This window comes from Vibrio sp. LaRot3 (assembly GCF_027587025.1).
In the GTDB taxonomy this organism is placed as follows: Bacteria; Pseudomonadota; Gammaproteobacteria; order Enterobacterales; family Vibrionaceae; genus Vibrio.
Genome location: NZ_JAPPTI010000002.1, coordinates 59,297 through 83,116, shown reverse-complemented (window position 1 = coordinate 83,116; position 23,820 = coordinate 59,297). Strand labels below are relative to the sequence as shown.

25 protein-coding genes and 3 tRNA genes are annotated in these 23,820 nt (G+C 44.1%); 9 read left to right on the top strand and 19 right to left on the bottom strand.

The genetic code is table 11. The features are described 5' to 3' along the window. Positions 1-234: 234 nt before the first annotated feature. The 7 genes from OH461_RS07145 to OH461_RS07115 all read right to left on the bottom strand — a co-directional run bounded on the left by OH461_RS07145 (position 235) and on the right by OH461_RS07115 (position 3,720). A complete protein-coding gene (locus OH461_RS07145) occupies positions 235-1,032 on the bottom strand; it encodes a restriction endonuclease (protein WP_270019945.1) in 798 nt (265 codons plus the stop codon). 566 nt (positions 1,033-1,598) lie between these two features. Continuing rightward, positions 1,599-1,781: a plasmid mobilization protein gene (locus OH461_RS07140; RefSeq protein WP_270019944.1), complete on the bottom strand. Its 183-nt coding sequence runs from the start codon at positions 1,779-1,781 to the stop codon at positions 1,599-1,601. Between the two features lie 511 nt (positions 1,782-2,292). Next, positions 2,293-2,366 (bottom strand) — tRNA-Cys (locus OH461_RS07135). Positions 2,367-2,383: 17 nt separating this feature from the next. Further along, positions 2,384-2,470 (bottom strand) — tRNA-Leu (locus tag OH461_RS07130). Positions 2,471-2,615: 145 nt separating this feature from the next. Next, positions 2,616-2,689 (bottom strand) — tRNA-Cys (locus tag OH461_RS07125). A 182-nt stretch (positions 2,690-2,871) separates the two neighbouring features. Next, positions 2,872-3,228 carry an MmcQ/YjbR family DNA-binding protein gene (locus OH461_RS07120; protein WP_270020286.1) on the bottom strand — a complete coding sequence of 119 codons (357 nt, stop codon included), beginning with the start codon at positions 3,226-3,228 and terminating at the stop codon, positions 2,872-2,874. A gap of 9 nt (positions 3,229-3,237) precedes the next feature. Next, on the bottom strand, positions 3,238-3,720 hold the full coding sequence (locus OH461_RS07115) for a MarR family winged helix-turn-helix transcriptional regulator (RefSeq protein ID WP_270019943.1): 483 nt from the start codon (positions 3,718-3,720) through the stop codon (positions 3,238-3,240). Between the two features lie 99 nt (positions 3,721-3,819). Here OH461_RS07115 and OH461_RS07110 point away from each other — a divergent pair, with 99 nt between their 5' ends. After that, on the top strand, positions 3,820-4,740 hold the full coding sequence (locus tag OH461_RS07110) for a DMT family transporter (RefSeq protein ID WP_270020285.1): 921 nt from the start codon (positions 3,820-3,822) through the stop codon (positions 4,738-4,740). On the opposite strand, the gene viaA is transcribed toward OH461_RS07110, so the two are convergent. Together viaA and OH461_RS07100 are read right to left on the bottom strand one after the other, a co-directional pair. After that, the gene (viaA, locus tag OH461_RS07105; protein ID WP_270019942.1) at positions 4,706-6,151 is read right to left on the bottom strand and encodes an ATPase RavA stimulator ViaA; all 1,446 of its coding nucleotides are present in this window, start codon (positions 6,149-6,151) and stop codon (positions 4,706-4,708) included. The two genes, OH461_RS07110 and viaA, sit on opposite strands and share 35 nt — an antisense overlap. Before the next feature lie 9 nt (positions 6,152-6,160). Then, complete coding sequence (locus OH461_RS07100; protein ID WP_270019941.1) at positions 6,161-7,822, bottom strand: ATPase RavA domain-containing protein; 1,662 nt, start codon at positions 7,820-7,822, stop codon at positions 6,161-6,163. Between the two features lie 260 nt (positions 7,823-8,082). Between OH461_RS07100 and OH461_RS07095 the strand changes: the two genes are divergently transcribed. The 3 genes from OH461_RS07095 to OH461_RS07085 all read left to right on the top strand — a co-directional run bounded on the left by OH461_RS07095 (position 8,083) and on the right by OH461_RS07085 (position 10,018). Beyond that, positions 8,083-8,613: an NUDIX hydrolase gene (locus OH461_RS07095; protein WP_270019940.1), complete on the top strand. Its 531-nt coding sequence runs from the start codon at positions 8,083-8,085 to the stop codon at positions 8,611-8,613. Positions 8,614-8,622: 9 nt separating this feature from the next. Continuing rightward, on the top strand, positions 8,623-9,627 hold the full coding sequence (gene ltaE, locus OH461_RS07090; RefSeq protein WP_270019939.1) for a low-specificity L-threonine aldolase: 1,005 nt from the start codon (positions 8,623-8,625) through the stop codon (positions 9,625-9,627). A 79-nt stretch (positions 9,628-9,706) separates the two neighbouring features. Next, the gene (locus OH461_RS07085) at positions 9,707-10,018 is read left to right on the top strand and encodes a c-type cytochrome (RefSeq protein WP_270019938.1); all 312 of its coding nucleotides are present in this window, start codon (positions 9,707-9,709) and stop codon (positions 10,016-10,018) included. Positions 10,019-10,098: 80 nt separating this feature from the next. On the opposite strand, the gene OH461_RS07080 is transcribed toward OH461_RS07085, so the two are convergent. From OH461_RS07080 to OH461_RS07070, 3 genes are all read right to left on the bottom strand, one after another. Beyond that, complete coding sequence (locus OH461_RS07080; RefSeq protein ID WP_260260591.1) at positions 10,099-10,584, bottom strand: VOC family protein; 486 nt, start codon at positions 10,582-10,584, stop codon at positions 10,099-10,101. 147 nt (positions 10,585-10,731) lie between these two features. Beyond that, the gene (locus tag OH461_RS07075) at positions 10,732-11,508 is read right to left on the bottom strand and encodes a phosphotransferase (protein ID WP_270019937.1); all 777 of its coding nucleotides are present in this window, start codon (positions 11,506-11,508) and stop codon (positions 10,732-10,734) included. Positions 11,509-11,668: 160 nt separating this feature from the next. Continuing rightward, the gene (locus tag OH461_RS07070) at positions 11,669-12,472 is read right to left on the bottom strand and encodes a sulfite exporter TauE/SafE family protein (protein ID WP_270019936.1); all 804 of its coding nucleotides are present in this window, start codon (positions 12,470-12,472) and stop codon (positions 11,669-11,671) included. A gap of 321 nt (positions 12,473-12,793) precedes the next feature. Between OH461_RS07070 and OH461_RS07065 the strand changes: the two genes are divergently transcribed. Then, the gene (locus OH461_RS07065) at positions 12,794-13,771 is read left to right on the top strand and encodes a DUF1852 domain-containing protein (protein WP_270019935.1); all 978 of its coding nucleotides are present in this window, start codon (positions 12,794-12,796) and stop codon (positions 13,769-13,771) included. Positions 13,772-13,798: 27 nt separating this feature from the next. Further along, the gene (locus OH461_RS07060) at positions 13,799-14,827 is read left to right on the top strand and encodes a methionine synthase (RefSeq protein ID WP_270019934.1); all 1,029 of its coding nucleotides are present in this window, start codon (positions 13,799-13,801) and stop codon (positions 14,825-14,827) included. Positions 14,828-14,893: 66 nt separating this feature from the next. Here OH461_RS07060 and OH461_RS07055 read toward each other — a convergent pair whose 3' ends face one another. After that, positions 14,894-15,526: an HD domain-containing protein gene (locus OH461_RS07055; RefSeq protein WP_270019933.1), complete on the bottom strand. Its 633-nt coding sequence runs from the start codon at positions 15,524-15,526 to the stop codon at positions 14,894-14,896. Positions 15,527-15,844: 318 nt separating this feature from the next. Here OH461_RS07055 and OH461_RS07050 point away from each other — a divergent pair, with 318 nt between their 5' ends. Next, positions 15,845-16,360 carry a hypothetical protein gene (locus tag OH461_RS07050; RefSeq protein WP_270019932.1) on the top strand — a complete coding sequence of 172 codons (516 nt, stop codon included), beginning with the start codon at positions 15,845-15,847 and terminating at the stop codon, positions 16,358-16,360. Positions 16,361-16,429: 69 nt separating this feature from the next. On the opposite strand, the gene pcp is transcribed toward OH461_RS07050, so the two are convergent. The 5 genes from pcp to phhA all read right to left on the bottom strand — a co-directional run bounded on the left by pcp (position 16,430) and on the right by phhA (position 19,858). Then, on the bottom strand, positions 16,430-17,068 hold the full coding sequence (pcp, locus tag OH461_RS07045; RefSeq protein WP_270019931.1) for a pyroglutamyl-peptidase I: 639 nt from the start codon (positions 17,066-17,068) through the stop codon (positions 16,430-16,432). A gap of 102 nt (positions 17,069-17,170) precedes the next feature. Continuing rightward, complete coding sequence (yjjG, locus tag OH461_RS07040; RefSeq protein ID WP_270019930.1) at positions 17,171-17,845, bottom strand: pyrimidine 5'-nucleotidase; 675 nt, start codon at positions 17,843-17,845, stop codon at positions 17,171-17,173. Positions 17,846-17,985: 140 nt separating this feature from the next. Then, the gene (locus OH461_RS07035; protein WP_270019929.1) at positions 17,986-18,648 is read right to left on the bottom strand and encodes a hypothetical protein; all 663 of its coding nucleotides are present in this window, start codon (positions 18,646-18,648) and stop codon (positions 17,986-17,988) included. Between the two features lie 57 nt (positions 18,649-18,705). Further along, positions 18,706-19,050 carry a 4a-hydroxytetrahydrobiopterin dehydratase gene (locus tag OH461_RS07030; protein WP_270019928.1) on the bottom strand — a complete coding sequence of 115 codons (345 nt, stop codon included), beginning with the start codon at positions 19,048-19,050 and terminating at the stop codon, positions 18,706-18,708. A gap of 22 nt (positions 19,051-19,072) precedes the next feature. Further along, positions 19,073-19,858: a phenylalanine 4-monooxygenase gene (gene phhA / locus OH461_RS07025; RefSeq protein WP_270019927.1), complete on the bottom strand. Its 786-nt coding sequence runs from the start codon at positions 19,856-19,858 to the stop codon at positions 19,073-19,075. A gap of 202 nt (positions 19,859-20,060) precedes the next feature. On the opposite strand from phhA, the gene OH461_RS07020 reads away from it, so the two are divergent. Then, positions 20,061-22,055: an acetoacetate--CoA ligase gene (locus OH461_RS07020; protein ID WP_270019926.1), complete on the top strand. Its 1,995-nt coding sequence runs from the start codon at positions 20,061-20,063 to the stop codon at positions 22,053-22,055. Here OH461_RS07020 and OH461_RS07015 read toward each other — a convergent pair. Beyond that, a complete protein-coding gene (locus OH461_RS07015) occupies positions 22,033-22,614 on the bottom strand; it encodes a class I SAM-dependent DNA methyltransferase (RefSeq protein WP_270019925.1) in 582 nt (193 codons plus the stop codon). The genes OH461_RS07020 and OH461_RS07015 overlap by 23 nt on opposite strands. Before the next feature lie 283 nt (positions 22,615-22,897). On the opposite strand from OH461_RS07015, the gene OH461_RS07010 reads away from it, so the two are divergent. Continuing rightward, the gene (locus OH461_RS07010; RefSeq protein ID WP_270019924.1) at positions 22,898-23,776 is read left to right on the top strand and encodes a LysR family transcriptional regulator; all 879 of its coding nucleotides are present in this window, start codon (positions 22,898-22,900) and stop codon (positions 23,774-23,776) included. The last annotated feature ends 44 nt before the right edge of the window (positions 23,777-23,820 follow it).

Genomic DNA, 23,820 nt, shown 5'->3' with positions numbered 1-23,820 from the left:
AATGGAGGCGCCTCCCGGAATCGAACCGAGGTCCACGGATTTGCAATCCGCTGCTTTAGTTATGAGGGAGTAAGATCTATTTAGACCAGACGCATTAAAGAAGCAGTAACTGAAACAATAACAAGCATGAAATCTCACACAACGTGCACCTTACAAATCATTATGAACCAGAACGAGAGATTTGCTAAAGGTCAATAGATACAGATACCTTGTGTTATGGCTAACTTATTCACCTTACGGGAAATGACGATTTAGATAGTTTATGATTTCTGCATCATTGAGTAACACAACTTGTAATTTATCTGCCATTTCCTTAGCCGATTTAGTAAACCCTCCCGAAGTAATCACCATCCCTTGCGCAAAGCCATAATATGCAGCTCCTGAGTGCGCTTGTTGAACCGCAGAAAGACCGACATTCGAACTATATAATTTGGTTTGAACAGCAAAATTGATGTTGTTCGGGTTTCTAATCAAAATATCGACTCCAAAATCGCCAGTTCCTTGAGTAACTTCAGCGTTGAAACTAGTGTTCTGTGAAATCAAGGATGCGACCCTATGTTCGTAGTCAATCCCGTTGACTGCACCGAGTTGGTTAGCGGCAGCTCCAAATACATTCTGTGGCTCCGCACTAGTTGTCAGTGTTGCACTCGGATTTGTCAGATTTGTCGTGTTGTTCTTTGCTTCTAACTCTGCTTTATCCCTGTTAACGTGTTCTAAAGCAGAACTCCAGTTTTGATTAATTATCCATTGAATATATCCATCAAAACTACCATCATGAATCCGTTTATCAAGGAATTGTGTAAACTCTCTGACCTTACTGTCGGGCAAGTGTGTAATTACAACCATTTGTTTATCGATGAAAGCCGCCCCTAAATTAGATAATGGGAATACGAAGCCTTCCATCTTTACCTGAAGAACTTTATCTCCATCTACAAAGTCCCACGTAACCGAAGCGTACTTGCGTGCATCTTGTGGGTTATAATTGTGACCACGATATATTGCTTGATAAAGATCATTGTAGAATGATGACAACTCTGTTCTCCTCTAAGAATTATTAAAGCGTACTGATAAAGAAAAATATTAATTATTTTAAGTACTTAGACATATCTTCAATTGTATTTTTATCACGCTCCATCTCTTTTCTCTCTATCTCATTTCTTCTCAGATGATCTTTGTACTCTGGCGTCGTATTTCGATCATCGATAAGACTAAAAATCTCACTCAGTCCACACCAGCATAAGAATATGGCAAAACCGAGAATATAGTACCCCCCAAGATGAAATAAGACAGACCAAAAACCCTCGTAGAGATCCCAATCGATATACATTATGACTGCTTGCATTAGTGGAAATGGAAAGATCGTCAATCCAAAGCAATGACATGATAGCTTTTCATACCCACGTTGATACGTGACAATCCATCCCACAATCCATATAGCGGTGACCCAATAGACAGTAGTAGAAATAGTGTAGCCAAAAATCTCCATACAAACCTCAACCTTTAGTAAACTTCGTACACTGTACCATATGATGCGGAATTAAAAAAAAATGTACGTTAATTTAAACAACCAAGTTATTTTTAGCCTTTAAGATAACCTCTCAAACCACAATCATTTTCCGAACATATTCGCTGATTGACATATCACGTTCTAGAGCCTTCTGTCGTAATACTTCAGCTTCCACAGGTTTTATGTAAAAACTCACTCTCACCTTACGCTCCTCAAGCTTTGGTCTACCGCCAACAGAACGCTCTACTTCTTCAATACTTGGTAAATCCATCATTTCACTCCTAATTCAATAATCTCGTCATAGATAGCCTCATGCTTCAAACGAGTCTGATTCAACCGATACTCGCCATGCTTATGACCTATCTTGTTAAACCACTCGATACCATCGTTAGTGACTCTATCGAACTGCGTGATCTCCCTAATCTTGAAAACGGGATTGGACCGCTGTTACTTGTTAACTCAGTCTTAGCTTTGTCATACCGCTTTTCATTACGGAAATTGTTTTTGATAATTGCCGCAGACTTATTCACTGCTTTCACAAACTAGTAAGTCTCAATAGTCACTTTCACACTTTGAGCTTTTGGCTTTTTTGGTATAACGATGACGTTTAACTGAATTAGCGAAGCGGGACCCGTTTATGATGGTTTTGATGTGTTCAATTTGAGGGCGCTATGTACTAAACAGGTACAAATAAATTAGGTAACGGAGCTGTGCGATCAAGAAGAATTTCTCTTCCCCCAGAAACGACAAAGCCCCAGCATTTCTGCTGGGGCTTTGTCGAATAATGGAGGCGCCTCCCGGAATCGAACCGAGGTCCACGGATTTGCAATCCGCTGCATAGCCACTCTGCCAAGGCGCCTTACTATTGTATTGAGATGGTGCCCCGGGCCGGACTTGAACCGGCACAACGCGAACGTCGAGGGATTTTAAATCCCTTGTGTCTACCAATTCCACCACCAGGGCACACAAATTACTTTGTGATGCCGTTCAATGAGATAAACACCATCTTTAAATTATGAGCGACACACTAGGTTCCTTATCCATAAACAAAGGATGTGACCTCAACCTTAGTAAGGTTGCGCTCTATCAAAAGAGCAAGTGTCGCAAATGGAGGCGCGTCCCGGAGTCGAACCGAGGTCCACGGATTTGCAATCCGCTGCATAGCCACTCTGCCAACGCGCCTTACCGTTTGAACGCTTTGAATACCCACCGCTGCGTTCGGGTGCTTACTCTACGGATTAGAGAAAAAGAGTCAAACAAAAATCTGCATTTAATGGTTTGTTTGCCGACAAATAGAACAATTAGGTGATGGTTTGATCTAATTGAATAAAAACTGCCGCAATTCTCTCTCGCTAGATAGCGGTTTAATCGTAACCAAGCGCTACGCGCTCTAGCTTCTTCAAACCTTTGACAACCAATTCATAAGAGCGCTCACATAGGTCATGTATAAGACCATCTTCAACATCACCGGGATAATAAACCGTAATCCAGTGACGCTTGTTGGTGTGATAACCCGGTGTAATATCAACAAACTGAGAGGTCAGCACTTCACCATCTTCTGGCTTCACTTTCAAAGTCACATACTCACGCCCTTCTCGCTTCGCAAGAATAGCAAACATTTTACCTTTCACTTTATAGACTAAAGCATCAGGGCCAAAAGGGTAATCCGCTTCCGCCGCCATAAAGGTATCAAGATACTTCGCTAGTTCCTTATTGGTCATCATCCATTCCTATTCAAATTGACCTAACCATCCACACAGTAGCTGATTGAATTGCTCTCGCTGACCAGCAGGAATCGATTCCACCAGCTGAGTTTGCAGTGCGACATGCTTTGATATTAGAGGATCAATAAGGGCAAAACCTTGATCTGTCAGTTGAACTGACACACTGCGTCGATCTTGCTCACTATGAATGCGAGCAATTAAGCCTTTTTGCTCAAGTCGAGTGAGACGATTTGTCATTGCTCCTGATGTCAGCATTAGAGCAGAGATAAGCTCGCTTGGTGTAAGACAATGTGGCGCACCACTACGTAACAAGCTAGCTAGTACATCAAACTCACCCAACTTTAAGCCATGTTGCTTATGAAGCTCAGCGATTTGAGTTTCTAAATGCTTTGTCACGCGCATCATTCGGCCAATAATCGCCATTGGCTGAGTATCTAGCTGCGGCTTTTCTTTAGCCCATTGCTGAATCGCATTTTCAACGGTGTCCATATCTGTCCTAAACAAAGTATCTTCACTTAAAGATACTTTACATTAAGCCACTCGCGCAGTAAATTAGCAAAATATCTTAACGTAAAGATAAATGGTTCAATTATGATTTTGCTTGCCATGATCCCGGCTTTTTTCTGGGGTTCAACTTATGCCGTTACTCAATACGCCCTGCCAGATTGGCCACCAATTCTGTTAGGTGCTTTGCGCGCACTCCCAGCAGGTTTATTGCTACTGGCGATTAAACCAATATGGCCCAAAGGTAAACAATGGCTTCAACTTGCTTGTTTGGGCACGATTAACATTGCGATATTCTTTTGCTTAATTTTTGTCATGGCATTAACTCTGCCTTCTGCTATCTCGAGCGTTGGCATGATGTCACTGCCGGTGTTTGCCATGGCCTATCATTGGTTGGTGCACAAACGCACGCCTAGCCTTGTTCAAATCGTCAGTGGAACGCTGCTGATCATATTTGCATGGCTTCTATTTAACCCTACGCAAATGACCTTAAACCCTCTCGGTCTGCTGGCGATGCTTGCCGCGATAGTCAGCATCGTCATTGGCAGTGATGTGACTAAATCACTCGCCAAACAGATGCATTGGTGGCAAGTACTGGTATGGCAACTGATCATGGGTGGGCTAGTACTGACAATTGCCGCTACGTTCGACGGCGTGCTGCATCCTGAGAATTACGTGAGCGCACTTTCAAATCTCAACGCATTAAACTTAGCCGGATTGGCTTGGGTGATTTTACTCAACACTGCGCTTGGCTATGGTCTTTATGTGTGGGTACTACAAAGAATGACGGTAGTTGAATTTACCTTCGGAGGTATTGCTAACCCAATTGCGGGGATTGTATTCGGGTTAGTACTTATTGGAGACAGTTACAGCCCAAGCCAATACCTATTGATGCTTGGAATGATTGTCATGTCACTGATGCCGCAAATCGTCAGTGGGATTAAAAAAAGTAAAGAGAAGAAAGTGGCGGTTACCACTTTCTCATCAAACGACCAACCAAGTTAGGATGATATGACCAACTGTGGTCAAACATACTTAATAGCTCTGGGTTACCATACTTAGACAGACTGAGCGCATGGAAGCGATTAGAACATGCCTTCAATGCTGCCACTTGCTGCTGCGCCTCTTCCACAGGGCATGGGGCAATAAAATCAGAAATCACAACCATATCTGCATTGCGGTATTGGTCACCTTGCATCAAGTCAACCGTCTGCTTAATAACTGGCTCTAAATCTGTACCGCCATGGAAGCTGTAACTAAGAAAATCACTCGCTTCGCGCAAGCCATCTTGCTTGGTTAGTTGATATGTAATCAGCTGAGTCGAAAATAGAATAACGTAGCAATCTCTATCTTCGGCGAGTGCGATTTGCATTAAGGCATACGCCATCGCTTTGGCACACTGCTCAGGAAAGCCACTCATCGAACCGGATGAATCAATACATACAATGAACGGACCTTTATCAATATCGGCGGTTTTATTGTCTGGCTTATGCGCTCTTACCTTACGTAACGTACGAGATTTACCCTGCATACGGTAGTTCATTAGGCGCTTATCGACGAGGTGCTTGTAAAACACAACCTCTAGTTCAGGATAAGCCAGAAACATGGTCTCATTGGGTAGCAGCTTATTCAGATCATCGCTTTCATGAATGCCAACAATATCATCGGTCGCTTCATCGGACTTCTCTTCCACCATCTGCAAATCATCGGCAGGTGTTTTGAATAAACTAGGGTCACTGACATCGCTCGCCATGCGGCCTAGCTTTTCAGCTATCTCTTGAAGTGTTTTATGTTTTTTTAAAAAGTCAGCATGGCGCTTCATCACGCTTAGATCGGATTTACTCAGCTTGGCTGACGCCATATCCCATAGCCGTCCAACACTACTTGCATCCCCTTCTTGCGTCACTTTATCCATGTTTTTCATGGTTTCCATACGCTGGTATAGGTCTTTAAGCACTTTCTCTTTGTTCACTTCCAGCTCATTCAATTGAGCTTGGCGAACCGCTTCCGACAAGCATTTATACCATTCGTCACAAAAGTAATGGGGGAACATCGGGTTGTGTACCCCTTTGTTATCTTCCATAAGCTGGCGAGCTTGCAAGTAAAAGGTACTATGCCATTCGAGCTGTTTAATGACGTCGGGAATGCGCTCGAAGAACTCCGTTTCACTCCAATGTATGACTTGTTGATACAAGCCAATCTCTTGCTGAAAATACTCGGTATCACACACTTTGGTGATCCGTTGTTTTACGCTACTGCTCCATTTCGCAAGGTGATTCTTTACGGACGCTTTCACGCCATTATTTTCGGCCATCGCAATCACTTGCGAACGGACCATCACCTCATTTACCGCAGTATCAATGATGCCGGAATCGGCGACCATTAACGCCAGGTTTAACCCATCAACACCTAACATCACTAACCCTTAAGCGAAAAACTGTTCAAGATTATTGAATCTAAACACGGTGCGTTCGCACTCGGCTTTTGTCGTCTCTAGCTGTTGAGTCAGTTGCTGTAAACTCGCTTCCATTAGTCGCGGAATCTCTGGGTTTACAAAACCGTGAGGCAGCGCACCGTGGAAATTTGATTTCACCTTACGCAAGTGATGTTCAGCATGGGTTAACTGGGCTAACGCCTGTTCAGATTTGCTTTGCCACTCTTGGTACAAAGAAGCATCGAGACCTTTATTGGTGACCAAAGTCACTAGTACAGCTCGATTGGCTATGTCTTTAATCACCAGATTATTGGCTGCGTCCATCTCAAAACGAATGCGGCACAAGTTGGTATTTTGGTTAACGTAACCATAAACATCACCTTGACCATCTTTAATGACGCGCTCAAGTTCATTCTTAGGCACGTAAACCCAGCGGCTGTCACCTTTCTCTGACTCAGACACCGACATGTTGCTTTGCAGCAAAACGAGCTTAACCAAGTCTGACGCATTGCCGACTCGATATTGCTTCGCTTTCGACGTATCGAAATGATGGATCTGCTTTTTGATTAGCCCTGTTGTCGATTCCATTGACAACGTCATGGCAAATTCTGCTTCTAGCTCTTCTTGAATCTCAGCCAACTCTTCACGACAAACACTGATTTGATGATTCACTTCCTGCTGATCGAACGCGTGTTTTAAAGCAAACTCTTTAATCACACTTTGTACGATGTCTAATGATTCTGGGCTATTCCACAAACAATCTTGCAGTAATAGTAAATCGAGCGGGTTAATTTCATCTCGACCATTAAAGTAGGCACTCGCTTTAAGTAACTTAACTGCTTTTTTCCAACGGCGGTCAGAGACATACATATCCGACTGAGCAAACTCTACACCGGCTTGTTGCGCTTTCTCTTCCAACATGGTTTTCAGTTGGTAAAGCTTTTCAAACACCTCGTTGCTCAATGTTAAGCGTTCTAGCTCTTGTTGCCATTGATGATACTCTTGATCGGTGATCACTAGTTCTTTTGGCACTTCGGCCTCTTGTACTGTGCCTACCGTCAGCATCGACTTGAAGTTCTGCTTATTCTGAATTCGGTTAACGAAAATACGCACTAGCATTCGGTCATATAACGCTTCTAAACCGCTGTCTTCATCTGGTAATTCATTGGATGCAGACACCAACAAACGCATAGGAACGCGCTCAATATCGCTGCCATTTTTAAAGGTCTTTTCGTTGACTACTGTCAGCAAGGTATTAAGTATGGCTGGGCCTGCTTTCCAGATCTCATCGAGAAACACGACCTGCGCGGTGGGTAAGTAACCTTCTGTAAGACGTAGATAACGACCATTATCTTTGAGCTCTTGAATGCTCAAAGGGCCAAAGACTTCTTCCGGAGTGGAAAAACGCGTCATCAAATATTCAAAATAAGAAGAGTGGTCAAACGCTTGGATTAAGCGCTTGGCAATCAGACTTTTTGCGATTCCCGGAGGGCCAAGTAGAAACACACTTTCACCTGCTAGCGCTGCCAGCAAACACATTTTGATCGTGTCTTCACGTTCGTACACCCCGTCAGACAAGGCTTTGGCTAACTTATTAATACGCTCAGACAGCAAAGCTTTATTTGAGTGACTCAATCTAGATGTGTTGTTCAATGTAGAGCTCCTAAGCAGCTTGTCATCTTTAGCTAATCAATGGCAGTTGCCATGAAAACCAAGCGACAAATCGAGAATCGGACCAACCTTTATAGCAGATGGTTTTTAACTGAAAGTCGCTGCAATCAATGTTTGCATTATTGGGATGCACTTCACAGGTGTGATGCCACATAAAGTAACAGCCGATATTATTCACCTTTTATTCGCTCCGAATAATCGCTAATGTAACCTCTGCGCTATAAAACAAAGAATTACAATAAATGACACCATCGAACCAGAAAACCGTGCTTCATCAATGGAAGCGAATTGCCTTAGTCGAAGAAACAGTTGAATTACCAAACGGCGCTCAAATCGTTCACACCACCATCGCGCACCCAGGGGCTGCGGTGATTTTGCCGATTGACGACCAAGGCAGAATCGTTTTGATCAATCAGTTCCGACCTTCTCTTAAAAAATGGCTTATTGAGCTACCAGCCGGCACGCTTGAAAGCAACGAACCCATTGCAGAGTGCGCTGCGCGAGAACTCGAAGAAGAAACCGGATACAGCGCTCAACAGATCATTCCTATGGGGCAAGTGACACCACTCGCCGGATTCTGTGATGAAATTCAATACCTTTTCGTGGCGAAAGGGCTGCAGAAGACTGCTCGTTACCAATGTGATGACGACGAAATCATCGAAGTGATACATTTATCAGTTGATGAACTAGAACAAATGATCATTAATGGAGAGATTAGCGATGCAAAGAGTATCGCCTGTCTTAGCAAAGCCAAGTTGTGTGGCTACATATAGGAATTTTAGATGGATTTTCGTTCTGATACCGTAACTCAACCTACCCCACAAATGCGCCAAGCCATGGCTGAAGCCCCAGTGGGTGATGATGTTTATGGCGACGACCCAACAGTAAATGCTTTGGAGCAATGGGCAGCAGAGCGTCACGGCTTTGAAGCGGCGTTATTTACGACATCTGGCACTCAAGCGAACTTACTCGGTTTGATGGCACACTGCGAACGTGGCGATGAATATTTGTGTGGTCAGCAAGCTCATAACTACAAGTTTGAAGCGGGCGGCGCGGCAGTATTGGGGTCAATTCAACCTCAACCCATTGAGAACAACCCAGATGGTACGATAGATTTAGATAAACTCGCAGCAGCGATTAAACCAGATGATTGCCACTTTGCGAGAACCAAACTACTAAGCCTTGAAAACACCATCAATGGTAAAGTGTTACCTATGAACTATTTGGCTCAAGCGCGTCAATTCGTCGATACGCATAAGCTATCCCTTCACCTTGATGGCGCTCGGGTCTACAACGCTGCGGTGGCGCTCGATATTGATGTCAAAGAAATCGCTCAATATTTCGATTCAATGACCATCTGTCTTTCAAAAGGGCTTGCGGCTCCAGTCGGCTCTCTGCTACTCGGCAATAAAGCGTTTATCGCTAAAGCACGTCGCCTACGTAAAATGGTGGGTGGTGGCATGCGTCAGGCAGGCATTCTTGCGGCGGCGGGCAAACTCGCTCTTACAGAGCAAGTTGCCCAGTTAAACCAAGACCACCTCAATGCCAAACGCTTAGCGGAAGGCCTTGCTGGTATCAAAGGTTTTCACGTTAATCCTGATTTTGTTCAAACCAATATCGTGTTTGCCAAATTAGATAAAGAGATTGATGGCAAAGCCTTGGTGAGCTATTTAGCCGATAACGGTATTACCGCTTCCGCTGGAAATCCGATGCGATTTGTTACCCACAAAGATATTTCCGCGCAAGATATTGAAACCGTCCTCACCGTACTGGCGCAATACCGATAAATCATTCCTTATAATATTGAGCTTCCCCTAAGGGGAAGCTTTAAAATAACAAAAAATCCAATATAAAAGCACTTAAGCAATGCGTACATTCATACTCTTTTCATTCGCACTTCTCGCAAGTACTGTGCAAGCCGAACCATTCGGTGATGCAGCGCTTGGAAAAGTAAAATCGCCAAGTTGCGTATTTTGTCATGGTCAAACTGGCGAGGCGCTAAACCCTAGCTACCCGAACTTAAATGGCCAAAATGCACAGTACCTCTATCAATCGATGTTGGACTACAAAAACGGTAAACGTACCAGCGCAATGGGGCAAATGATGAAAGCTCAATTGAAGCAACTCAATGAGCAAGACTTAAAAGATATTGCCGCTTTCTACGCTGAGCAGAAATAGTCTGCATATTAGAATCTGAAACAGATAAAAACGACAAGGGCTGCCCATTTGGCAGCCCTTGATATTATCTTAGCAAGTCATTACTCGTAGTCTGACGCGTAAGTTTCTTCATAAGTGTGAGAATACAGCTCAAACAGATTACCAAACGGGTCTTCCATGTAGATCATCTGCGCTGGTTTGCTATCGTCTTCTGGGTGGTAACGCATGATATCCATACGCGCTTTGCCGCCAAATTCTTCAACACGTTTAATCACACCATCAAAGTCATCGGTTTGAAGACAGAAGTGGAAGATACCAAGACGAGAGAAATCAACTTCGTGACGCTCTTGACGTTCTTTCATCTCAAACAGCTCAACACCGATACCATCCGTTGTCACAAGGTGGGCAATGTTAAAGCCTTTGAAACCTTCACCGAACACAGCAATACACATACGGCCGATAGCGGTTTCACGCTCTTCGATAACTTTTGTATTGTTCATAACGATACGAAGTCCAAGCGCTTTAGTATAAAACTCAACCGCTTTATCCATATCGCCAACCATGATACCTACGTGATTCATTTTCATAATCTGCTCCAAACTCTCAATGATGTCTTTTGTTTCGATGGATGCAGTATATGGAGATATTTTGATTTCAGAAAATTATCAATAATTATAACTGTAATAATATTTTGTTATTACACTAATCTTACCTCTACAAGGTTTTTAACTCGATTATTCGTCTCCGACCAAGCGAGCAGTAATGTACGATTCGTGAGTGCGGAGATAATCAATATCAGCGAGGTAAGCAAGATGATGGCCGTCGTTGATATTTTCAATAAACCCTGCATGGCCTTGCGCTGCTTGGTCACGCATAAAATCAACTAAGGCTTGTAACCTCTCTATCATTAGCTCTACCAAACCACTTCGTTCTGAGATCGCAAAACCATAAGCATCACAAAACTGCTTTGCTCGTAATGATTGAGAGACGATATCGCCCATTGCGTCAAACTCATTCGTTTTAAAGGGTGCCCAGCAATAGAGGGAATAAGCTAAATCCCATGATCTTGGCGCTGGGTGAGCGGTATCAAAGTCGATGATTCCGACCGTTTGCTCGCCATTTAGCACAACGTTGTATGGCGCATAGTCACCATGACAAACTACCTCCGCAGGTTCTCGCGTAGGCAGCATCCAAACTGGGTCTGTGTTTGATGTGATGAATGACTGCGAAGCGTCATGATACTGGCGCAACAGTCTTGCTGCCGAAACCAACGCAGTCTTCGAGGCAATATTTCCTTGCAGAGGATAATTGGCAACGTCGCCTTCGACATAAGAAAGAACTTCATTGCCATCAGCGTCAAAACCAAATGGATGAGGCGCACCAACAAAACCTAGTTGAGCAATATGCGCCAACAATCCCTGTACCGTCTCAGACCACGCCCCCTTTGGCCTGTATACTTTTTCATTAGAACGATAGATGGCGTTTTCACGCCCACCTTGAAGAGCTTCCATTGCCTACCTCCCCTTGTGTTAACTCAACGTATAAAGCTCACAAGCGAGCTTTACGTCAGGATCGACCGGCAGGTTAGCGCCTCTAAACATCAATGAACATAATGTCTGTGTTATTTATCGGCTCAGGTAACAGTTTGTTTTGGCAGCACTTATTATTTTGCTAGCTCATTGCCATATTCGCCGCCATGACTAAGAGTAGACCAGCAAAAATCTTCTTGATGGTGGCGACAGGCAGGTGATGAGTTGCCTTTGCACCCAATGGGGCAGTAAACCAAGAAGTACAAACAATACCTAATAGCGCTGGTAAATAGACAAAACCAGCAAAGCCATCTTGTAGTGCAAAATGAGCACTACCCGAGCTGATGTAGCCAATAGAACCAAACAGCGCAATCACAATGCCACATGCCGATGCACAGCCAATCGCTTTTTTAATATCAACAGAGAAAAAGGTTAATAGCGGCACCAGCAGCGCCCCCCCACCGATACCAATCATGGCCGACAGACCACCTGTGATGGTGGTTAAAACGGTTAACACTCCTTTATTTGGCATACTACGTGTTGTTGACTCTCCCCCACTGAAGAACATTTTCAACGAGATGAGTGCAACGCTCACAGCAAAGACCAAACGAACGACATTTTCGGGCAACAAGGCGGCCATAAACCCACTGACCAAAGCACCTAGCGCTACACCTGTCATGATCCAAGGTGCAAGCCCCCAAGGGACATTGCCATTCTTGTGATGGGCAATAGCGGAAGAAGTCGACGTAAACAATATCGAAGCCAAAGAAGTTGCAATGGCTGCCACGACGATCTGCTGCGGAGGAAGTACATCAAAATGAAGCAAAATGAGACTGAGTATAGGAACGATCACTAACCCACCACCAATGCCTAGCAATCCAGCTAAGAAACCAACCACGCTGCCCAATAACGCACAGCATATTATCAATAATACGAGTTCACTCATTCCTTTGATCTCACAATATAATTAGGGTTATTCGAATGTTCCAATCATTCTTAATTAAGGCCAAATAATATAACTGACACTGAATTAAATATTCAAACACTAATCATCATGAATATTATTCATGTAGCACGTGAAAGAATACCACTATTAATTCCCCCCTACTCCATCTATAAAAACGTTACGCACTTAGCAAAACATATTGTCAATGCCTGCACTTTGCTCATCAGGCATACATAACAAATCAATAGTAATTAAATGGGTATTAAGCCCTATAAAAAGCAAGGCGTTAATTCAGCTTTCATCTAAGGAATAGGATATATAATGACTACAGATTTTACATTTGCGATCAACACCATTGGTTTTGATGAGAATTATCGCCCTTCTGACAACACAAGAATCACCACCAACTTTGCTAACTTAGCGCGAGGCGATAGCCGCCAGCAAAACCTGCGCAACGCACTGCAAATGATCGACAATAGCTTTAATGCGTTAGCGCATTGGGATAATCCTCAAGGCGATAGATACTCAATCGAACTTGAGATCGTCTCTGTCGATATGGAAATTGAAGGTAGCGGTGAAGCGTTTCCATCGATTGAAATTTTAAAAACCAATATAATTGATAATAAAACCCAAACCAAAATTGAGGGTATTGTTGGCAATAATTTCTCTTCTTATGTTCGTGATTACGATTTTAGCGTACTGTTACTCGACCATAATAAAGGTCAAAGTGGCTTTAGCGTGCCAAATAATTTTGGCGAACTGCATGGCAAACTATTCAAATATTTTGTCGACTCAGAAGTATACAAAGCTAATTTTAAAAAACGACCAGTAATTTGCTTGAGCGTGTCCGATAATAAAACCTATCATCGCACAGAAAATCAGCACCCCGTATTAGGTTACGAATACCAACCCAACGAATCGTCACTGACTGAACAATATTTCCAAAAGATGGGATTGCAGGTGCGCTACTTTATGCCGCCAAACAGCGTCGCACCTTTAGCTTTTTACTTCTTTGGAGACTTACTAAACGATTACACCAACCTCGAGCTAATCAGTACCATCAGCACAATGGAAACGTTTCAGAAAATCTATCGCCCTGAAATCTACAACGCCAATGCCGTTGCTGGTAAACGCTATCAACCCAACTTGAAGAACCTAGACCATTCATTGACACAAATCGTCTACGACCGCGAAGAACGCAGTTTATTGGCCATTGAACAAGGTAAATTCGCTGAAAAGCACTTTATCCAACCGTATCAAGCCCAGCTTGAGCAATGGTCAGCAAACTACAGCGTTTAAATTTTCAAATCTAGGGCGACATTAAAGATGAAATTACTTCTACCAACATCCACAGCGGGCAGCCTGCCTAAACCCTCATGGCTTGCCCAACCTGAAAAACTTTGGTCTCCATGGAAACTAGAAGATGAAGAGTTAACTGAAGGCAAACACGATGCGCTGCGCGTCTCTCTACATGAGCAACAGCAAGCGGGTATTGATATCGTCAGTGATGGCGAGCAAACCCGTCAGCACTTTGTGACCACCTTCATTGAACAGTTAAGCGGCGTTGACTTTGATAAGCGCAAAACCGTTACGATTCGTAATCGTTATGAAGCAAGCGTACCGACCGTTGTTGGCCCTGTTTCTCGCCAAAGACCCGTGTTTGTCGAAGACGCTAAAGCACTGCGTAAGCAAACAGATAAGCCCATAAAATGGGCGCTACCCGGCCCAATGACCATGATAGATACACTCTACGATGACCATTACCAGAGCCGTGAAAAACTCGCATGGGAATTTGCCAAAATTCTTAACCAAGAAGCGAAAGAACTTGAAGCCGCAGGCGTGGATATCATTCAGTTTGACGAGCCTGCATTCAATGTCTTTTTTGACGATGTGAATGACTGGGGTATCGCAGCTTTAGAGCGTGCAATCGAAGGCTTGAAGTGCGAAACCGCTGTCCACATTTGCTACGGTTACGGCATTAAAGCCAATACCGACTGGAAAAATACCTTAGGCACTGAATGGCGACAGTACGAAGAAGTGTTTCCAAAGCTCCAAAAATCCAACATCGACATCATCTCGTTGGAATGCCATAACTCTCGCGTGCCTATTGAGCTATTAGAGCTTATTCGTGGCAAAAAGGTCATGGTCGGAGCGATTGATGTCGCCACTGACGAAATCGAAACACCTGAAGAAGTCGCTGATACGCTACGTAAAGCACTGCAATTTGTGGATGCTGATAAGCTATACCCATGCACAAACTGCGGCATGGCACCGCTCTCTCGCTCGGTAGCTCGAGGTAAACTCAATGCATTGAGCCAAGGAGCTGCCATTATTAGAAAAGAGTTACAAAAATAGCTGTAGCGAAATTCTAACACTCAGAGAAGCTCGGTAGATGGAATACATCTGCCGAGTACCTTCAGTCTAATCCATAATTTCATAACCTAACTGCTCTAAATAGCGCTTCATAAAATCAGTGCGCTTTTGCGCTTCAACTTTGGCCGCTGTAGTCTGCATAGTATCCACCAAGCGAAACAACTTAGTATAGAAATGATCAACCGTGTACAGCTTATCGTTGGGCTCTCTGCTATCACAAAACGGGTCTTCTGGGTCATACAAATCGACTTGTAATGCTGCGCTCACCAAAATACAGCGAGCTATACCGATAGCGCCTAGAGCATCTAGTCGGTCTGCATCTTGTACTATTTTGGCCTCTAGCGTTTCTGGCGTTACATTGGCGCTGAAGCTATGGGCGACAATCGCATGATGGATTGCTTGGTGGTAGCGAGATGGATAACCAATATCAACTAGAAAACTTAGCGCCTTTTCCGCTGCAATTTCGGAGCTTTTGGCTCTATCAAGGTGATTTTTTGGAAAGGAGAAACAATCATGTAAATAAGCTGCGGGCAAAACAACCTCAAGCTTAGCCCCTTCGACAACGCACAGTTCTTTGGCTGTTTTTACTACCCTTTTCACATGATTCAAATCATGAGCAAGATCTTGCGTCATCTCTGTACTGATAAAATCTAAAAACTGTTTCTCGTAACTTTCTACCACATGACCTCCTACTGAAACCTTCACCAATCCAACCACCGGAATACTAATACAATAGACACGTTAAGCAGAGGTTGAATCTCCAACTTTTCGATTCGCATATCTGATATCTCTTGGCCATCGACGAGAAGGTACACCAGATACATATTACAATTCGGTTAGTTGGTAATTTATAAATATTCCCTCAGAAAAATCGATTGCGAGCCAAAAACTCACACAACCTACTGTATGCGTATGCCATTGATATGATATTCTCCGCCGCTTCCAATTATTGACTAATAACTCGCTAAGTATCTGATCGCGATGAAGTAAGGAAAGGCTGTGACCGAGAACAAACAAACCAAACAACCGACAATGTTCGACAATGTTGTATCAGCGCTTGATGCAAACAACTTTCTAGGCCAAAAGATAATTATTACAATTTGCTGTGTCATCATTCTACTATTTTGGTTTCAACCACTGGTCTACCAAGCACGATGTGAAGATCATGGCCTGCTATTTCTCTACTCTCTGTCTGGAAAGCTCAGCCAATTTGGCTATCAGATAAGAACGCAAAGTGGCCATGAAGGGATGTCAGACGGAACGGTTTACTGGTTCGTATTATGTGGCGTGATCGTATTAACTACATGGTTGAGAACTCGACACTTTAACGTCGCACCTTCTGTTCTTCTGGTATTGTCTACCTCGTTCTTGGTGCTGACGGTCCTTATCGAGTCGTACTTTTGCTTCACGTGGTTTAACCTAACCATGTTTATCGCAAGTTGCATATGTCTCGCGTCGAATCGACATCTTGATAAAATGTATAAGAAAATTGATAGAGTGAAACCAAACCTCTAACCACTTACTCAAAGTATCTGGAGCCACCTTAACCGAACGTCTAAGGTGGCTCATCACTCTCTTAGCTAGTTAACAGATTTCTCCTGATCCAAACACAATATCTGTGTCTGTTTGAATAACGGTTTGAGCCATTATTTTCAGCCCATCAACGATTATATCTAACGGCATCACTGGGTGTGATCCTGTAGTATCTTGCTCTGGAATCAAAGGGATATGCACGAATCCATGTGGAATAGATTGCCCGACTAAATAGTGCTGCACTCCATAAAAAAGATGATTGCAAACAAACGTACCGGCGCTGTTAGATACCTGACAAGCAATCCCCGCTTGTTGCAATTGTTGAGTGATAGCTTTGATTGGTAAAGTAGAAAAGTACGCGGCTGGGCCACCTTCTACGATAGGTTGGTCAATCGGTTGATTCCCGGCATTATCCGCTATTCGGTAATCATCGATATTGATGGCAATACGTTCAGGAGTAATTTCTGCCCGACCAGCAGCTTGACCAAGGGTAATGACATAATCTGGCTTAAGCCGTTCGATTGCCTCAATAACGACTCGGATCGATTCAGATCGTGTTACAGGTACTTGGCAGGTAATAATTTCACCACCGTTTAGCTGCTCACCATCAAGCCGTTTAATCGCTTCTAATGCAGGGTTAACCTTCGCACCACTGAAAGGCTCAAAGCCCGTTATCAGTACCTTTTTCAAATCCGTTTCCTTGTCTTCCATAGAGAAAAGGCTTCCGTTTACTGGGAAGCCTTATGAGTATTGATTTAACACATAGCTAAGCCGCTAACCATACCACAGCAATTAAGCCAACAAAATCTGCTTTAGCTCATCGATATGCTCAATAGTATAACTTGGGTTAATATCCGCAGCGCCTTGCTGCCTAGCATGATTGAACCAACAGGTATCAATGCCAAAGTTAGCGCCACCCAACACATCAGAGTGCAAGTTATCCCCCACCATGAGAACTTTTGTCTTGCAAGGCTGCCCCATCATCTCCATCGCGTGATGGAAAATACCAACATCAGGCTTGGCGACACCAACTTCTTCAGAAATGATCACGTGCTCAAAGGTGTCACTCAATCCCATTTTAGCTAAGCGAACTTGTTGCAGCTCGGTAAAACCATTGGTAATGATGCCTAACTTCGCCTTTCCTCGAACCGCATCGAGAAACTCAGTTACACCGGGGATCATGGTGCAAATATCAGCCATGGCGTCCAAAAAAGCCGAATTGAGCTCAGCTGTGGTCGTATTCAGTTGCTTCGCGTAAGACTCAAAGCGAATATGTTTGATTTGCTCCGCGTCAATCACGCCATCTTGATAATCGACCCAAAGAGGTTTATTGATTTTTTGATACTCGGCAAAGTCTTGCTCGGTAAACTCAACCCCTTTGCGCTTAAACATCAATTGCATGCCTTGGAATGAATCAAAATGAAACAAGGTTTCATCTGCATCAAAAAGAATCCAATCGTACTTCATGGCTCGTCCTACTTATTCAAAATGGGTGTTATTGATGATGAAACACCACGGTGGGCTCACTCTAAACCATGTTTAGCTTTGGCACAAACGAAAAAGGGATTTACAATGTAAACCCCTTTTATTTCATTAAGATAAAATGACTAACGGTAAAATATTTTACCCGTTTGTACATTGAGATAGATCTTATTCGCTTGCTTATAGCCACCGCAGTAGACAAAGTATACCTCTTCATCTTTATAGGTAACTGAGCGCACCCAACCATTGAGCTCTTCAAAATCGAGGGGAATGCAGATCCCTTCTTTTATCAGATCGTCCGTGGTCTTAATAAACACATCAAAGTACTGCTTAAAGTCATCAGAACCTTCAATATACTTACTGATCGTCTCAATGCGTTGCTGCTTAGTGATCGTTGGCGGTACTTCAAGTAGTGCATCCATCGGTACCCATTCTGCGACTTCCGGACCATTTTCTTGGTAAACGTAATAAGGGGAAATACGTCCCCAACCATCTCGTTTTTCGAGTACGTGTAGCTTGTCGCCGCGGTAATGTACGGATTCCACAAATGCATCGTAAGTCGGCGCTTCTCTTACTCCGAGTTTTTCAGGACTAACGTAATAGTCGGTCTTTTCAGGAACAGGTTCAGGAACCGGAATTGGCGCGGTTTGGACTGGCTTAGCGACTGGTTCAGGTTCTTTTTCAACCTGCTGCGCATCTTGGTTCGGTTTGTAATAAAATATGTAGTACCCACCACCAGCAAGTGCAATACCCACCAGTAGCAACACAACCATCAGTACTTTCTTCATTTTACCGTCCAAGTGAAATTAAAGCTTAACTACTATAACGGCAAATTGGTGAAAACTTTAGCCTTGGTTGCTGTCAAATAGCGCATCACACTTAGCGGCGCAGATAAAATCATTCTCATGTAAACCTTTTAGGGAGTGACTCCACCAAGTCACGGTTACTTTCCCCCACTCTAAAACAATCGTTGGATGGTGAAACTCTTCTTCAGCGAGCTCTGCGACTTGATTACTAAAAGCCCAAGCTAACTTAAAATTCTTAAAGCGATAGCTCTTTTCTAGTTGAGCGACATCATTACGCACCACTCTTTGCCAGTCAGCTAGTTGTTTGATGAGTTCCATTTGCTGATCACTGCTGAGTGCTTGAGATTCGCCATTGCACGGCGCGCACTGTTTGCTAGTTAACATCTATCACTCCTTAATTACTGGTTTAAATGACGGCTTTTTGCTCAAACAACGGCGGAAATAGGCCCTGCTGCTGCGCCTTAGCGACTTCTTGCATTAGATCCACCTGACTTAGTTGATACAATTGACTGATCTCCCCCAAGACGAAATAAATCGGCTGCATGATGTCAATCCGATAAGGTGTTCTTAGCACTCGATTAATCGAAAACTCCACACGCTGCGCTTTGTCACTCTCAAGCGCATAACGTGTCTCTCCCGGTGATGAGAGGATGCCGCCACCATAGATTTTTAGCTTACCCCTTTCTTCAACTAAGCCAAACTCAACGGTAAACCAATACAAGCGAGCAAGATAAGCACGCTGCGCAGGCTCAGCAGCTTGACCAAGTTGCCCATACACATGGGTGAAATGGGCAAAATCAGGGTTAGTTAACATTGCGCAGTGGCCATATATCTCGTGAAAGAAATCTGGCTCTTGAAGGTAATCAAACTCATCTCGTGAGCGCAGAAAGGTCGCCACGGGGAAACGCTTAGCGGCCAGTAACGCAAAAAAACGATCAAAGCTAATTAAGGCAGGGACAGGCTCAACTCGCCACCCTGTTGAGGCAAGCAACACTTGGTTAATTTCATATAGGTGAGGCGCTCGCTGAGTAGGAAGATCCAGCAACTTCAAGCCATCAAGGTATGCACGACAAGCCCGAGATTGGACAAGTTGTTGCTGCCGCTGAACGAGATCGCACCAAATCGAATCTTCATTCTCGTCCCATGCGATTCGACCTTCCGTGTCGACTGGCTTAGATTGATACTGAGTCATACTGCACCTACCTAAATTAAAACTCCCTGTTTAAACCTTATGGCAATATCTGGAATTGTTCCGCTATTTCACTCCCGCACAACCATCTATTTTTGTAACAATTTCTTTACAGTTATAATTGTCGATATTCGTTTTTTGGCTGCCTTAGTTTGAAAATGATTAATAACGGTAAATACTTAAATGACACAAGGAGGTGTCGCCTATGTCTGATTCAAGCCCTTGTTGGCTACCATCGGCCAAGCGTATTCAACACTCAAACATACTGTCATTTATGGCCTTTCTATTATCAAAAGGAATTGAAGTCTCAGACTACGATGAACTGCATGCGTGGTCGATAAAACATAGTGATACTTTTTGGCAATCTTGGTGGGAATTTACCCAGGTCATTGGGGAGCAGAACCCACCCATTTGTGAGTTAGCCAAGCCGAAAAGAAAACTTGACCATCAGCCTCTTTCTTCGCGAGACACCTTATGGTTTCCCACAAATAAGCTCAACTACGCACAGAACTTGTTGGAGCTTCACAACATGGCTGACGACGAACTTGCCATCTTGTACCAGCATGAAGCTGGCCTACATGTGAAAATGACGTGGCAATCGCTTAAAGAACAAGTATCTAGCATCCAGCAATGGCTGGTATCCCTTGGTGTAAAATCCGGCGATGTCGTCGCTGGTTATCTGCCTTACAGCTACCACAGCGTTGTCGCTATGCTGGCGACAACAAGCTTAGGTGCTATTTGGACATCTTGCTCACCTGACTTTGGCACGCAAAGCGTGGTGGAAAGGTTCGGCCAAGTCGCGCCCAAAGCGCTATTTACCTGTGCCGAATACCAATTTGGCGGCCAGCACTATGATATGAAGGACAAAATTTCGACATTGCAGGACAAGCTTCACTCCCTCGTGGGGGTTTGCTTTATCGATAAAGCCGCTCATCTAGCTACCAGCATCCCTATCATTAAATGGCGCTCGCTACTCGCGTATTTTCCGGCTAAAAAGCTCAACTATCACCAGACCGATTTCAATCACCCATTATTTGTACTCTATTCCTCCGGAACAACGGGCAAGCCAAAATGCATCATTCATACTGCGGGCGGTACTCTTCTCAATCACCTTAAAGAGCATCAACTTCACTGCGATATCAAACCCGCCGACCGCGTATTTTATTACACTACATGCGGCTGGATGATGTGGAACTGGCATGTCTCAGCCTTGGCGAGTGGCGCTTGCTTGTGCATCTACGATGGCAGCCCAACCTATCCCAATATCGATAGGCTGTGGCAGTTTGCTCGCCAACATGACATCAAATTATTTGGCACATCCGCCAAATACTTAGAAACGCTGCAAAAGCAGAACTACCGACCGAATCAGCACTTTAACTTGCCTGCACTGCGAACCTTATGTTCAACAGGCTCTGTACTCTACCCTGAGCAATTTGATTTCGTGTATCAGCATATCAAGCAAGATGTGCACCTCGCTTCCATCTCAGGCGGTACAGATATTTGTGGATGTTTCGTGTTAGGTAACCCTATCACCGCTGTACATAGAGGCGAATGCCAAGCGGCTGCGCTGGGGATGGACGTTGCAGTGTTTAATTCGCAGGGCGATGCCATCATAGAGCAAAGAGGCGAGCTAGTATGCCGCAATAGCTTTCCTAATCAGCCGCTAGGCTTTTGGGGCGATAAAGATGGCAGCCGCTACCACCAAGCGTATTGGCAACGCTTCCTCAATACATGGCACCATGGCGACGATGTCATGCTGAGCAATACAGGCGGTATGCGCTTTTTTGGCCGAAGTGATGCCACCTTAAACCCCGGAGGGGTGCGTATCGGGACAGGAGAACTCTACCGCCAGGTAAATCAAATAGCCGGAATTGTCGATAGCATTGCCGTCGGTTACCCGATAGAGAACGATGAGAAAATCATATTGCTGGTGGAAATGGAGAAAGGTAAGGCGTTAAGTATCGACAAGATTGAGCAAATAAAGCGATACATTAAAATTCAATGTTCACCAAGGCATGTACCATGGCAGATCCACGCGATCAGCAGCATTCCTAAAACGCGCTCTGGAAAGTTAGTTGAGCTAGCCGTTAAGCAGTTACTGCAAGGTCAGGAGATTGAAAACCTCGGGGCGATAGCCAACCCCGAGGTATTAACAGAAATTTCAGCGATAGGTGAGGCTATTTGCGCGCCACCACCATAAGCACGCGGAACATACCTTGATTGGTTGAAACATCAAACGGTACTGTGCACGTCACTTCTTTAAAACCAATGCCGGTTAATACGCGCTCAACGTAATCTGGACACATGGCCAGCTCATCATCTTGCGCTGAGGCGAGCCAATCCCAGTGAACAAAGTAGCCGCCTTTTTCAAGCAGACTATAAATAATATCAGACACGTCGGCGTAGTTATCAATCAAACCACACACGGATGACGCGACCACCAAATCGAACTGATTACGAAAAGCTGGGTGCATTGCCACTAAACCACGCGTAAGGTGGTCCACCACTGGCTCAACATTATAAAGTGATTTTTTATCCAACTGCTCAATCATGGCTTCTGAGCCATCTAAAGCGACAATGTCTTTTACCCGTTGTGACATTCTTTCACTGAGCAAACCTGTACCGCAGCCAAAATCCAATACGTGTTTGTCGCTAATATCGACCGCTTTAACTAACGTAGAATAGGCTTCTTCTGCAAAGGTAATGGTGGCTGGATCATTTTCCCAGTTTTGGGCGTGTTCATCCCAATCGATAGTCATAATACTCTCCCTGACATCATGCCTACTGAAGGCGATTTCCTCACATTAACCGACAATATATTAATTTTGACGTCTGCCAAACAGACATAGAACCAAACTTCAATTAATATACTTCAACAGCTTAGCGCTGTACTGTTACACGTTTATGTGCGAGAAAAACAATGATTACATACTATTCGCCAAACGCAAAGATGAATAAACATGCTGCATTTATGCGTAAAACACATTTAACGTCAACGAATACTATATAGATCATTTACCCTATTCGATAGCAGGCTATTGTATGAATCTGTCGCAAATTCAGGCTTTTTGCATCGTCGCTGACTCTGGCTCTGTTTCAGAGGCAGCGCGTCAACTCGATTGCAATCGCACCAAACTCAGTATGTCTATCAAGGCATTAGAGAAAGAGCTTAGCACCGAGCTATTTGTACGCACGGGTAACCACCTCTCGCTATCAGAGGCAGGCAAAGCGATTTACAAAGATTGCGAAAACTTGCTGGTCACAGAAGCTCGTATCAAGCAGACTTGCGCTCAAGTCTCTGGCGAGTTCAACGCTGAAGTTTGGATTGCGCGTGATGATTCGTTACCCGATGAAATGTGGCAAGATCTCGCACACCGACTCAATAAACGCTTCCCTGCAACGGCTTTTAACATTGTCTTAGCCTCCTCCGGTGATTTAGCCAACCTAGTTGTCACAGGGCAAGTCGACTTTGCCTTTGGCGTTGATTACGAACGCATTGATGACCCGCACGTTACTTATCAGCCACTAGGCAAAATTCGGATGATGTCGGTATGTAATGCCGCTAACCCGCTAAGCAAAATGCGCCGCGTATCAGACAACGAACTGAGAAACTCAATGCAGGCGGTGATGGTGTATCTGAACGAGAAAGATAACCCCGAGCTGCAACCGCTCTCTTTGCGTCATATTGGTTTTTCCAGCTTTGATTATATTCTCAACACGATTCTCACCGAGAACGCATGGGGCGTGCTACCTGAGCCTTTGATTCGTCACCATTTGAGAAAACAAGAACTCGCTGTGATTAAGCACACCTACGGAATGACCCAAGAAGACTTTTGTATGTTTACTGCGGTGGGTCGTGCCGAGCACCCTGGTATGTCTTGGTTAGCCGATAAACTTAACGAATATCTGTTTGATTTCTAGACCAGACGATAAACACAAGAGCAAAAAACAGCCAGAGCCAATAT

Coding starts and splice junctions, on each gene's coding strand:
- OH461_RS07140 (WP_270019944.1), bottom strand. CDS start 1,781: ATGATGGATTTACCAAGTATTGAAGAAGTAGAGCGTTCTGTTGGCGGT.
- OH461_RS07120 (WP_270020286.1), bottom strand. CDS start 3,228: ATGACCAATAAGGAACTAGCGAAGTATCTTGATACCTTTATGGCGGCG.
- OH461_RS07115 (WP_270019943.1), bottom strand. CDS start 3,720: ATGGACACCGTTGAAAATGCGATTCAGCAATGGGCTAAAGAAAAGCCG.
- viaA (WP_270019942.1), bottom strand. CDS start 6,151: ATGTTAGGTGTTGATGGGTTAAACCTGGCGTTAATGGTCGCCGATTCC.
- OH461_RS07095 (WP_270019940.1), top strand. CDS start 8,083: ATGACACCATCGAACCAGAAAACCGTGCTTCATCAATGGAAGCGAATT.
- ltaE (WP_270019939.1), top strand. CDS start 8,623: ATGGATTTTCGTTCTGATACCGTAACTCAACCTACCCCACAAATGCGC.
- OH461_RS07085 (WP_270019938.1), top strand. CDS start 9,707: ATGCGTACATTCATACTCTTTTCATTCGCACTTCTCGCAAGTACTGTG.
- OH461_RS07080 (WP_260260591.1), bottom strand. CDS start 10,584: ATGAAAATGAATCACGTAGGTATCATGGTTGGCGATATGGATAAAGCG.
- OH461_RS07075 (WP_270019937.1), bottom strand. CDS start 11,508: ATGGAAGCTCTTCAAGGTGGGCGTGAAAACGCCATCTATCGTTCTAAT.
- OH461_RS07070 (WP_270019936.1), bottom strand. CDS start 12,472: ATGAGTGAACTCGTATTATTGATAATATGCTGTGCGTTATTGGGCAGC.
- OH461_RS07065 (WP_270019935.1), top strand. CDS start 12,794: ATGACTACAGATTTTACATTTGCGATCAACACCATTGGTTTTGATGAG.
- OH461_RS07060 (WP_270019934.1), top strand. CDS start 13,799: ATGAAATTACTTCTACCAACATCCACAGCGGGCAGCCTGCCTAAACCC.
- yjjG (WP_270019930.1), bottom strand. CDS start 17,845: ATGAAGTACGATTGGATTCTTTTTGATGCAGATGAAACCTTGTTTCAT.
- OH461_RS07035 (WP_270019929.1), bottom strand. CDS start 18,648: ATGAAGAAAGTACTGATGGTTGTGTTGCTACTGGTGGGTATTGCACTT.
- OH461_RS07030 (WP_270019928.1), bottom strand. CDS start 19,050: ATGTTAACTAGCAAACAGTGCGCGCCGTGCAATGGCGAATCTCAAGCA.
- phhA (WP_270019927.1), bottom strand. CDS start 19,858: ATGACTCAGTATCAATCTAAGCCAGTCGACACGGAAGGTCGAATCGCA.
- OH461_RS07020 (WP_270019926.1), top strand. CDS start 20,061: ATGTCTGATTCAAGCCCTTGTTGGCTACCATCGGCCAAGCGTATTCAA.
- OH461_RS07015 (WP_270019925.1), bottom strand. CDS start 22,614: ATGACTATCGATTGGGATGAACACGCCCAAAACTGGGAAAATGATCCA.
- OH461_RS07010 (WP_270019924.1), top strand. CDS start 22,898: ATGAATCTGTCGCAAATTCAGGCTTTTTGCATCGTCGCTGACTCTGGC.